Source organism: Enterobacter cloacae complex sp. IR5384, assembly GCF_049237265.1.
GTDB classification, from domain to species: domain Bacteria; phylum Pseudomonadota; class Gammaproteobacteria; order Enterobacterales; family Enterobacteriaceae; genus Enterobacter; species Enterobacter cloacae.
This window is the reverse complement of record NZ_JBMKHJ010000063.1, coordinates 1-9,448: the sequence shown is the minus strand read 5'-3', so window position 1 is coordinate 9,448 and position 9,448 is coordinate 1. Positions and strand designations below refer to the sequence as shown.

General features: G+C 51.7%; 15 protein-coding genes and 1 pseudogene. 13 read left to right on the top strand and 3 right to left on the bottom strand.

The features are described from left to right. Positions 1–110: 110 nt before the first annotated feature. Positions 111–281, bottom strand: a pseudogene (locus ACOTX3_RS25270) (transposase); the annotation flags it as partial. 754 nt (positions 282–1,035) lie between these two features. Between ACOTX3_RS25270 and ACOTX3_RS25265 the strand changes: the two are divergent. The 6 genes from ACOTX3_RS25265 (at position 1,036) to ACOTX3_RS25240 (ending at position 3,832) form a co-directional block, all read left to right on the top strand. Continuing rightward, positions 1,036–1,416 (top strand): hypothetical protein, encoded by a 381-nt coding sequence (locus tag ACOTX3_RS25265; RefSeq protein ID WP_001371925.1) that lies wholly within the window; start codon positions 1,036–1,038, stop codon positions 1,414–1,416. 57 nt (positions 1,417–1,473) lie between these two features. After that, positions 1,474–2,139 carry a hypothetical protein gene (locus tag ACOTX3_RS25260; protein ID WP_001447900.1) on the top strand — a complete coding sequence of 222 codons (666 nt, stop codon included), beginning with the start codon at positions 1,474–1,476 and terminating at the stop codon, positions 2,137–2,139. 59 nt (positions 2,140–2,198) lie between these two features. Continuing rightward, positions 2,199–2,654: a hypothetical protein gene (locus ACOTX3_RS25255; RefSeq protein WP_000916941.1), complete on the top strand. Its 456-nt coding sequence runs from the start codon at positions 2,199–2,201 to the stop codon at positions 2,652–2,654. Beyond that, positions 2,626–2,931, top strand: coding sequence for a hypothetical protein (locus ACOTX3_RS25250; protein WP_223152485.1), 306 nt, complete (start codon positions 2,626–2,628; stop codon positions 2,929–2,931). The genes ACOTX3_RS25255 and ACOTX3_RS25250 overlap by 29 nt, the downstream gene beginning before the upstream one ends. Before the next feature lie 25 nt (positions 2,932–2,956). Then, positions 2,957–3,250, top strand: coding sequence for a hypothetical protein (locus ACOTX3_RS25245; protein ID WP_001100635.1), 294 nt, complete (start codon positions 2,957–2,959; stop codon positions 3,248–3,250). A 177-nt stretch (positions 3,251–3,427) separates the two neighbouring features. Then, positions 3,428–3,832 carry an H-NS family nucleoid-associated regulatory protein gene (locus ACOTX3_RS25240; RefSeq protein ID WP_001287391.1) on the top strand — a complete coding sequence of 135 codons (405 nt, stop codon included), beginning with the start codon at positions 3,428–3,430 and terminating at the stop codon, positions 3,830–3,832. Positions 3,833–4,438: 606 nt separating this feature from the next. Here ACOTX3_RS25240 and ACOTX3_RS25235 read toward each other — a convergent pair. Then, positions 4,439–5,047, bottom strand: coding sequence for an HNH endonuclease signature motif containing protein (locus tag ACOTX3_RS25235; protein WP_000289256.1), 609 nt, complete (start codon positions 5,045–5,047; stop codon positions 4,439–4,441). 65 nt (positions 5,048–5,112) lie between these two features. Then, complete coding sequence (gene merR / locus ACOTX3_RS25230) at positions 5,113–5,568, bottom strand: Hg(II)-responsive transcriptional regulator (protein WP_001166628.1); 456 nt, start codon at positions 5,566–5,568, stop codon at positions 5,113–5,115. A 71-nt stretch (positions 5,569–5,639) separates the two neighbouring features. Between merR and merT the strand changes: the two genes are divergently transcribed. From merT to ACOTX3_RS25195, 7 genes are all read left to right on the top strand, one after another. After that, the gene (gene merT, locus ACOTX3_RS25225; RefSeq protein WP_001294656.1) at positions 5,640–6,005 is read left to right on the top strand and encodes a mercuric ion transporter MerT; all 366 of its coding nucleotides are present in this window, start codon (positions 5,640–5,642) and stop codon (positions 6,003–6,005) included. Positions 6,006–6,020: 15 nt separating this feature from the next. Next, positions 6,021–6,296, top strand: coding sequence for a mercury resistance system periplasmic binding protein MerP (gene merP / locus ACOTX3_RS25220; RefSeq protein WP_000732275.1), 276 nt, complete (start codon positions 6,021–6,023; stop codon positions 6,294–6,296). A gap of 27 nt (positions 6,297–6,323) precedes the next feature. Further along, on the top strand, positions 6,324–6,749 hold the full coding sequence (gene merC, locus ACOTX3_RS25215) for an organomercurial transporter MerC (protein ID WP_000522996.1): 426 nt from the start codon (positions 6,324–6,326) through the stop codon (positions 6,747–6,749). A 38-nt stretch (positions 6,750–6,787) separates the two neighbouring features. Next, on the top strand, positions 6,788–8,473 hold the full coding sequence (gene merA, locus ACOTX3_RS25210) for a mercury(II) reductase (RefSeq protein WP_000209296.1): 1,686 nt from the start codon (positions 6,788–6,790) through the stop codon (positions 8,471–8,473). Positions 8,474–8,490: 17 nt separating this feature from the next. Continuing rightward, positions 8,491–8,856: a mercury resistance co-regulator MerD gene (gene merD, locus ACOTX3_RS25205; protein WP_001277466.1), complete on the top strand. Its 366-nt coding sequence runs from the start codon at positions 8,491–8,493 to the stop codon at positions 8,854–8,856. Next, on the top strand, positions 8,853–9,089 hold the full coding sequence (merE, locus tag ACOTX3_RS25200) for a broad-spectrum mercury transporter MerE (RefSeq protein ID WP_001087807.1): 237 nt from the start codon (positions 8,853–8,855) through the stop codon (positions 9,087–9,089). The genes merD and merE overlap by 4 nt, the downstream gene beginning before the upstream one ends. A 65-nt stretch (positions 9,090–9,154) precedes the next feature. Further along, a complete protein-coding gene (locus ACOTX3_RS25195; protein WP_021242992.1) occupies positions 9,155–9,373 on the top strand; it encodes a DUF3330 domain-containing protein in 219 nt (72 codons plus the stop codon). Positions 9,374–9,448 lie beyond the last annotated feature (75 nt).

Sequence of the window (9,448 nt, the reverse complement as noted above, 5' to 3'; positions counted from 1 at the left end):
CACTACCGGAGGATATTATGAAGGGGGAATTGAGGCCGTTAAATCTCAATTTAAACAATGAATTATCTCCTTAGCGTGGTTTTTTACATCATTGGCCCTCAAACCCCATGATGATGGTTTCGAAACGTCTTAAGGCCAAAGACTATCGAACGGTTTCCACGGGATTTAACGTCCTGAGCTCTAAGCCAGGGCTGATAACTTTGGCCATAGCCCACTCCTATGCCGTCACCTAGCGCATTTTCATAATCCAAATAGGATTTGAGACGCCTACCCCTACCCATGATCGTACCCAAAAAACGACATTGATACGTACCTATATGTGCATTTTATAGTCTCCAACCCTATAACCACACATTCAGTAAGCATACAACATTAGCGTCGTTTTTTGAGAATGGTTACAACTTTAGTGCTTTGTGTACAACTTTATTGTCTTCGGACAGTAGGACCCTCTAAAACCAATAGAATTTACGTAGAAACGCGTTTAGTAAAGGCTTTACTAATTACTAATGACTAACATATTAGCACTTTCAGATCTGTCAGCAATAACCCCGGGCGGCGAAATAATGAGAAGAGTTCTTCCGGAGAGCTTTTTCTTTCTATCTGATTGATTTTTAACACTTTTAAATGTCAGCTTTATGTAAACCTGTGGGATTTACTCCTAATTAAATCCCATAGTATGAAAATTAGGCATTTGCAAACCTTAATGACGTGACGTTGTCACGTAAATCAATGGAATTTAGTCTCTAGTAAAGAGTTAACTAGTGACTAACTGCCTGATCGGTGTGCTTGAACGGTGCACTTCAGGCCGGATATAAAAATTGATGAGAGATATACAGAAAATGATGGACCGGCTTAATAAGCCAGCCTTTCTTGGGATGATTGATGATGTTGAACACGCTATAAAGCGAAAATGCCCCTTTTTAACCTATAGGTTGGGCACTATGAGTAAGATACAATCAAATCGCCAGTCAGATGGCTAATTTCATTTTGACCAAAGCGGGCTATTTCAAGCGTTATCGCTGAGACGAGGCTTCAATGACAAGTACACTTGACCCATCACACAAGCAAATTGAAATGTGGCGCAGAGCTACCGGTTCCGAAGGTGGACTCAACGAATACCGCAACTGGGTTCTGGAAAATAGTATGAGATTTACAGCATACGGTATCCATACCGTTATCGTCGAAGGTGAGGCGAAGCATATAACAGCGCTTGATGATGTTACCCTCTGTAACGAGTGGGCGAAGCTTAAAAGAGAAAACAATAGGCTTTACGCAGCAAATGAAAAAATTTGCTCTGGCTGGCGTGGTTTTGTGTTGCGTTTGTTAGGAATAACACTGTCATGCAGAAAACCGGTCATCTTACTGGGGGCAGACGCGAAGAATCAAAATGATGCCGTGAAAGGGGCTGATTTGTAATTTTCAGGCGAGCCCACCGTTCTTAGAAAGCTGTTCTATGGGTATGTAAGGAAGATAATGTTCTCTGAACGCTCAGTACACTTAATCACTTCCTGTACAAAGGGCAAGAATCATCAGGGCCACGTCTGGCCGACATTGGACATAGATCCAAAACAAACCCCGGACGACGCAGCATATGCCTGGAGTAACATTGTAGACGACGCCAGAAGTAATCAGGCGGTACCGGCATTGTCCTTGTATTCAGGTAATCACTGGTCTACGGCAAAGGAAATTTTAAACTCAACCAGAAATCTGGAGTTGTGGATAATCTCTGCCGGGATGGGGTTTTTAAATAGTCGAGATCGGGTGCCCTCTTACGAGGCGACATTTCATCAAGTACCATTCAGGCATGATCTCTGGTGGAAAGCCATCACAAAATCACTAGGAAAGCATAACCGTTGCGCAACTATAAGCCAGTTAATGCAGTCCAGTCCGAATGATGAATATTTGATTGCGGCTTCGCCTGTTTATATTTCTGCTGTCCAGAATGACATCCTGAAGGGCATTGAGAGTTTGACTCATCCTCTTACGCAACTAACGATCGTGACATCAGGGGCATATGCTGGCCCACTTGAAGAATACTTAATTAAGAGTTCTTCTAGGATGATGAAAGAGCTAGAGTGCAATATGGTGTGCCTGAATATAAAACTGGCTCAATACATACTTAAAAGTGGTAGTCGTTAGAACTAGACTGTTAATGATACAATTCTCCTGTTATTTTATTTTTATAAAAGGTCTCAAATATGCTCAAAAACAGATTTTCTTTATTGTGTCTTGCTGTGGCATCGTCACTTACTCTTACTGCTTGCGATGTAGTTGATGCTGCCTATGACGAGACTTTAAATGATAATGCACCCGAAATTGTAATAGCTGGAGGATTCAAAATTGATATCCAAGGTAATGCAGTTCCGGTTGAGGGATATGATAATTGCTCTTTGAATACTCTTCAGGGAAGCGTTGATACGGATAAATCAAATTGTATTGTTCTGGATAGAACACGTAAAAAAGTACCGGTTCTAGTTCATTTGTCATCCGGTCCCGTCAAAGAAGAATGGAAGATCGAGCACCAGGTTGAAAAAACCAAATCCGGCAAAAATTTCATCCAAACTCGTATGATTAGACCTGACGGTAACTTTGTAGTGCCTGCATCCTCAGAACGAGGGATCTTTAGTGGCAAACATTACAGTCAAGCCAGCTAAGTCAAGTCTATCCGTTCAAACAGAAAAAGGTTTCTTAAAAATGACGTTATCCGCTGCATTGCAAGGCACTTTTAAAGAGATGAGGAAAGACAATACAGTAGGCATCACAGTTCAAACTTGTTCAGATATTTTTGACAGCAATGTTCCTCCGGCTTATGTTTTCTGGCTTTATCGTCTCAAAGCGGGAGAAACTTTGCCGCGCGGAAGGTTCTTCAGAAAAAGAAAGCCAATCATCAATGTTATGGCAGTTGTTCATGATGCTGCATTCGAAAAATAACTGCGCTATCAGGAAAGTTACTTTTATGAACGTAATTGCAGCTGGAATTTTTTGCTTTATTTTTTACCCTACAGCTTTCGCTTATGCTTGTTATAAAAAGAGATGGCTAGAGTGGATTTTTCTTACTTTAATTATAATTTTTGCTTCTGCCATTTCGATTCAACAATACAATGAAGCGAATTTTGTAAGTGAGTTAAATTACCCTATGTTTATCTCCGCCATATATGGCCTGTCACTGGCATGGTTTCCTTTTCCGATTGCTTATGTTGTTCTGCGCTTCCTTCTTGATGATTTACAGCATGAGTACCCTAAACAGTGAGCAGATTTTAAGACTCATGAACAACATCGAAAGCACGAAACAGTCTGCACAAGGAAGATAAGGAGTATTCTTAGCAAGATATCTTTGTACCTGAAGACATAAAGCTGGCATCTTTTTCCTTATAGAGTGTATTATGATTAAGTAAATCCTTATCAAAGAATTAGAAAGTGAGGTCGTATGTCTGAAGCACTCAAATCGTTAAACAATATTCGTACTCTTCGCGCCCAGGGCCGCGAGCTGCCTTTAGAAGTACTTGAGGAAATCCTCGAAAAGCTTAATGTCATTGTTGATGAGCGTCGTCAGGAAGAATCATCCAAAGCTGCCGAACTGCAAGCTCGTCAGGAGAAACTTGACGCCCTGCGTAAGTTAATGGAAGAAGATGGTATCAACCCGGAAGAGCTGCTTGGCTCATTCCAGGCCAAATCTACGGCTACCAAGAAAAGCCGTGAACCACGCCCGGCCAAATACTCATTTACTGATGAAAATGGCGAAACAAAAACGTGGACTGGACAGGGCCGTACCCCCAAAGCTCTGGCAGAACAAATTGCAGCCGGTAAAAGTCTTGATGATTTCCTGATCTAACTTTTGCCACCAGTTTTGATAGAGGCCACTTCGGTGGCCTTTTCTCATACGGAATCAATTTCAGGTACAGAACATATGAAAAATTCAGAACCTAAGAGCTGTGATCCCTATGTGGACAGTTTGATTAGAAATGCAGATGCAAAGGAAGCCAGGTCATTTCTCAAAATATTGAAGCCCTTACCATTCCTTATCGTTATCATCGCTGTATTCTTTTTTTGGGTATCGTTTTCCCGTTTATTATCCCAGGTCGCGTAAAACCTTTTTAAAGACTCTTCTTTACCAGATATGCTCCCTCACCGGGATGGTTTCAACCTCTTCAGTTTCCCATATTGGCAAAACCTTCAGGAAATAAGACGATACCCTCCACGCTTTCCATTAAAGCGGGATGACGACGCCCAGTTCTTACGACCAGACTCCACGTTTTCGATTAGGATGCCTTTGGGCCCTTCTAACGAGGCCACCTCAACAACTCGCACTTTCCGGATCAGTCTTGGATCCACTTCTTCCCAGATCTGGCCAACTGTAATATCTTTTTGGGTTTGCATTTAATCTCTCGCTGTCATTTAGTGAACAAGACTAATCCTCGCCGTGGTTCAGCTTATGGCTTTATTTACGCTGACGATCCTTAGCCTTAAATTTTTGCCATCGTATCCGAAGGTTTTCGATGTTAACCGGAACCTGCATGCGTGTCGTCTCTATCTCATTCCCATGCCATTTCAGGAGATCATCATCCAACTCCCGGGCCTCCCGGCTGAAGTAAATTTTCATAGTGTCAGGGTTTATGGCGCAATGGTCATTGTCGAACAGTGTATGGATATCACGGCGAAGTAAAATTCCGTTCGTTACGTCGGGAATGCCTTCTTCATGACGTGGCGTTAAGTGCGCGGCCTCAGTACGCCAGGGGGACCTTACGCCGGTGACAACACATCGCCCGTAGCAATTCAACCTAACATCCCGGGCGAAAGGACCTTGGTCAGGACTGGTGACAGAAGTACATTCCTGGCCCTCTTTGTAGATACGCTTCGGGAAGTCGATAGTGGTTTGAGCTGTTTGGGAAAGTGACACATACGTAACCCCTTTGTATCTCTTTATCCCACCATTAAAAGTGGTAGGAATCGAGCTGGTTATGGCCACCAGTTTCACATCGCCCATTTCGACGATCTTAAGGCTCTTATTAGCGGCTACATGTAACTGGATGAATTTACCTACGTACACATCATGGTTCTCATCTTGTCTTTCAACACACAGGGGTCGTCTCAGAATTCGGAAAATAAAGCACGCTAAGGCGTAGTCACCCCGTGACTCCCCCGCGCCGATGCAGCGAGCTTCGTTCCGTCTTGCAGTGACGCAATCAGCGGGCAGGAAACGTTCCCTTTCCGCGCATGGCAGGCGCACACCAGTTCAGACAGCACGGCCTCCATGCGTGCCAAGTCGGCCATCTTCTCGCGCACATCCTTGAGCTTGTGCTCGGCCAGGCCGCTGGCTTCCTCGCAATGGGTGCCATCCTCCAGCCGCAGTAGCTCGGCGATTTCGTCCAGGCTAAAGCCCAGCCGCTGGGCCGATTTCACGAACCGCACTCGTGTTACATCCGCCTCGCCATAGCGGCGAATGCTGCCATAGGGCTTGTCTGGCTCCGGCAGCAGGCCCTTGCGCTGGTAGAACCGGATGGTCTCCACATTGACCCCGGCCGCCTTGGCAAAAACGCCAATGGTCAGATTCTCAAAATTAATTTGCATATCGCTTGACTCCGTACATAACTACGGAAGTAAGCTTAAGCTATCCAAACCAAATTTGAAAGGACAAGCGTATGTCTGAACCACAAAAGTCTGAACCACAAAACGGGCGCGGCGCGCTCTTCGCCGGTGGGCTGGCCGCCATTCTTGCGTCGGCCTGCTGCCTGGGGCCGCTGGTTTTGATCGCCTTGGGGTTCAGCGGGGCATGGATCGGCAACCTGACGGTGCTGGAACCCTATCGCCCGATCTTCATCGGCGCAGCGCTGGTCGCGCTGTTTTTCGCCTGGCGGCGCATCTACCGCCCGGCGCAAGCCTGCAAACCGGGTGAGGTCTGCGCGATTCCCCAAGTGCGAGCTACTTACAAGCTCATTTTCTGGATCGTGGCCGCGCTGGTCCTGGTCTCGCTCGGATTTCCCTACGTCATGCCATTTTTCTATTAATCACAGGAGTTCATCATGAAAAAACTGTTTGCCGCCCTCGCCCTCGCTGCCGTTGTTGCCCCCGTGTGGGCCGCCACCCAGACCGTCACGCTGTCCGTGCCTGGCATGACCTGCGCCTCTTGCCCGATCACTGTCAAGCACGCGCTTTCCAAGGTTGAGGGCGTGAGCAAGACCGACGTAAGTTTCGACAAGCGCCAGGCCGTCGTCACCTTCGACGATGCCAAGACCAACGTCCAGAAGTTGACCAAGGCGACCGAGGACGCGGGCTATCCGTCCAGCCTCAAACGCTGATCCGTTAACCGAACTCGGGAGCGACACATGGGACTCATCACGCGCATCGCTGGCAAAACCGGCGCGCTCGGCAGCGTCGTTTCCGCGATGGGCTGCGCCGCCTGTTTTCCTGCCATCGCCAGCTTTGGCGCGGCCATCGGACTGGGCTTCTTGAGCCAGTACGAGGGGCTATTCATTGGCATCCTGCTGCCGATGTTCGCCGGCATCGCGTTACTCGCCAATGCTATCGCTTGGCTCAATCATCGACAGTGGCGACGCACGGCGCTCGGCACGATAGGCCCGATCTTGGTGCTGGCAGCGGTGTTTTTAATGCGGGCTTACGGCTGGCAGAGCGGTGGACTGCTCTATGTCGGCCTGGCCTTGATGGTTGGGGTGTCGGTCTGGGATTTCATCTCGCCAGCACATCGCCGCTGCGGGCCGGACAGCTGTGAATTGCCAGAACAACGTGGCTGACGGCAACAGCCGTAGCCACCACAGAAAAGGAAAAATACATGACCACCCTGAAAATCACCGGGATGACCTGCGACTCGTGCGCGGCTCACGTCAAGGAAGCCTTGGAGAAAGTGCCCGGCGTGCAATCGGCGCTGGTGTCCTATCCGAAGGGCACAGCGCAACTCGCCATTGAGGCGGGCACGTCATCGGATGCGCTGACTACCGCCGTGGCCGGACTGGGCTACGAGGCAACGCTTGCCGATGCGCCACCGACGGACAACCGCGCCGGCCTGCTCGACAAGATGCGCGGCTGGATAGGGGCCGCTGATAAGCCCAGTGGCAACGAACGCCCGTTGCAGGTCGTCGTCATTGGTAGCGGTGGAGCCGCGATGGCGGCAGCACTGAAGGCCGTCGAGCAAGGCGCGCAGGTCACGCTGATTGAGCGCGGCACCATCGGCGGCACCTGCGTCAACGTCGGTTGTGTGCCGTCCAAGATCATGATCCGCGCCGCCCACATCGCCCATCTGCGCCGGGAAAGCCCATTCGACGGCGGCATGCCACCCACACCGCCGACGATCTTGCGCGAGCGGCTGCTGGCCCAGCAGCAGGCCCGTGTCGAAGAACTCCGTCATGCCAAGTACGAAGGCATCCTGGACGGCAATTCAGCCATCACCGTTCTGCACGGTGAAGCGCGTTTCAAGGACGACCAGAGCCTTATCGTTAGTTTGAACGAGGGTGGCGAGCGCGTCGTGATGTTCGACCGCTGCCTGGTCGCCACGGGTGCCAGCCCGGCGGTCCCGCCGATTCCGGGCTTGAAAGAGTCACCCTACTGGACTTCCACCGAGGCCCTGGCGAGCGACACCATTCCCGAACGCCTTGCCGTAATCGGCTCGTCGGTGGTGGCGCTGGAGCTGGCGCAAGCCTTTGCCCGGCTGGGCAGCAAGGTCACGGCCCTGGCGCGCAATACCTTGTTCTTCCGTGAAGACCCGGCCATCGGCGAGGCGGTGACAGCCGCTTTCCGTGCCGAGGGCATCGAGGTGCTGGAGCACACGCAAGCCAGCCAGGTCGCCCATATGGACGGTGAATTCGTGCTGACCACCACGCACGGTGAATTGCGCGCCGACAAGCTGCTGGTCGCCACCGGCCGGACACCGAACACGCGCAGCCTGGCATTGGAAGCGGCGGGGGTAGCCGTCAATGCGCAGGGGGCCATCGTCATCGACAAGGGCATGCGCACCAGTAGCCCGAACATCTACGCGGCCGGCGACTGCACCGACCAGCCGCAGTTCGTCTATGTGGCGGCAGCGGCCGGCACTCGTGCGGCGATCAACATGACTGGCGGCGATGCGGCCCTGGACCTGACCGCAATGCCGGCCGTGGTGTTCACCGACCCGCAGGTCGCCACCGTGGGCTACAGCGAGGCGGAAGCACATCACGACGGGATCGAGACCGACAGTCGCCTGCTAACACTGGATAACGTGCCGCGTGCGCTTGCCAACTTCGACACACGCGGCTTCATCAAGCTGGTCATCGAGGAAGGTAGCGGACGGCTCATCGGCGTGCAAGCGGTGGCCCCGGAAGCGGGTGAACTGATCCAGACGGCGGTGCTCGCCATTCGCAACCGTATGACCGTGCAGGAACTGGCCGACCAATTGTTCCCCTACCTGACCATGGTCGAAGGGCTGAAGCTCGCGGCGCAGACCTTCAGCAAGGACGTGAAGCAGCTTTCGTGCTGCGCCGGATGAGGAAAAGGAGGTGTTCAATGAGCGCCTACACAGTGTCCCGGCTGGCCCTTGATGCCGGGGTGAGCGTGCATATCGTGCGCGACTACCTGCTGCGCGGATTGCTACGGCCGGTCGCGTACACCACGGGCGGCTACGGCTTGTTCGATGACACCGCGTTGCAACGGCTGCGCTTTGTACGGGCTGCCTTCGAAGCGGGTATCGGCCTGGACGCACTGGCGCGGCTGTGCCGGGCGCTGGATGCTGCGGACGGTGACGGTGCGTCTGCGCAGCTTGCCGTGTTGCGGCAACTCGTCGAGCGTCGGCGCGAGGCCCTGGCCAGCCTCGAAATGCAACTGGCCGCCATGCCAACCGAACCGGCACAGCACGCGGAGAGTCTGCCATGAACAGCCCAGAGCACTTGCCGTCTGAGACGCACAAACCGATCACCGGCTACTTGTGGGGCGCGCTGGCCGTGCTCACCTGTCCCTGCCATTTGCCGATTCTCGCCATTGTGCTAGCCGGCACGACGGCCGGCGCGTTCATCGGGGAGCACTGGGGTATTGCAGCCCTCACGCTGACCGGCTTGTTTGTCCTGTCTGTGACGCGGCTGCTGCGGGCCTTCAAGGGAAGATCATGACCGCTTCCCAGCCAGCCGAGAGTGGGCAGCTTTGAGCTTCGCTACCAATCTGGAGGAGTACCACCATGAACGCAAACGCCCCGAACACTGCCAGTTGCACCACCTGCTGCGTATGCTGCAAAGAAATTCCGCTCGATGCCGCCTTCACCCCGGAAGGCGCGGAATACGTCGAACATTTCTGCGGGCTGGATTGCTATGAACGCTTCCAGGCACGCGCCAAGGCCGCGACAGAATCTGACATTGCGCCTGTCCTGTCATTTTCAGAAGACGACTGCACCAGTTGATTGGGCGTAATGGCTGTTGTGCAGCCAGCTCCTGACAGTTCAATATCAGAAGTGATCTGCACCAATCTCGACTAT

Excerpts from the sequence above, each read along its gene's own strand:
- ACOTX3_RS25265 (WP_001371925.1), top strand. The coding sequence starts at position 1,036 with ATGACAAGTACACTTGACCCATCACACAAGCAAATTGAAATGTGGCGC.
- ACOTX3_RS25260 (WP_001447900.1), top strand. The coding sequence starts at position 1,474 with ATGTTCTCTGAACGCTCAGTACACTTAATCACTTCCTGTACAAAGGGC.
- ACOTX3_RS25255 (WP_000916941.1), top strand. The coding sequence starts at position 2,199 with ATGCTCAAAAACAGATTTTCTTTATTGTGTCTTGCTGTGGCATCGTCA.
- ACOTX3_RS25245 (WP_001100635.1), top strand. The coding sequence starts at position 2,957 with ATGAACGTAATTGCAGCTGGAATTTTTTGCTTTATTTTTTACCCTACA.
- ACOTX3_RS25240 (WP_001287391.1), top strand. The coding sequence starts at position 3,428 with ATGTCTGAAGCACTCAAATCGTTAAACAATATTCGTACTCTTCGCGCC.
- merR (WP_001166628.1), bottom strand. The coding sequence starts at position 5,568 with ATGCAAATTAATTTTGAGAATCTGACCATTGGCGTTTTTGCCAAGGCG.
- merT (WP_001294656.1), top strand. The coding sequence starts at position 5,640 with ATGTCTGAACCACAAAAGTCTGAACCACAAAACGGGCGCGGCGCGCTC.
- merP (WP_000732275.1), top strand. The coding sequence starts at position 6,021 with ATGAAAAAACTGTTTGCCGCCCTCGCCCTCGCTGCCGTTGTTGCCCCC.
- merC (WP_000522996.1), top strand. The coding sequence starts at position 6,324 with ATGGGACTCATCACGCGCATCGCTGGCAAAACCGGCGCGCTCGGCAGC.
- merA (WP_000209296.1), top strand. The coding sequence starts at position 6,788 with ATGACCACCCTGAAAATCACCGGGATGACCTGCGACTCGTGCGCGGCT.
- merD (WP_001277466.1), top strand. The coding sequence starts at position 8,491 with ATGAGCGCCTACACAGTGTCCCGGCTGGCCCTTGATGCCGGGGTGAGC.
- merE (WP_001087807.1), top strand. The coding sequence starts at position 8,853 with ATGAACAGCCCAGAGCACTTGCCGTCTGAGACGCACAAACCGATCACC.
- ACOTX3_RS25195 (WP_021242992.1), top strand. The coding sequence starts at position 9,155 with ATGAACGCAAACGCCCCGAACACTGCCAGTTGCACCACCTGCTGCGTA.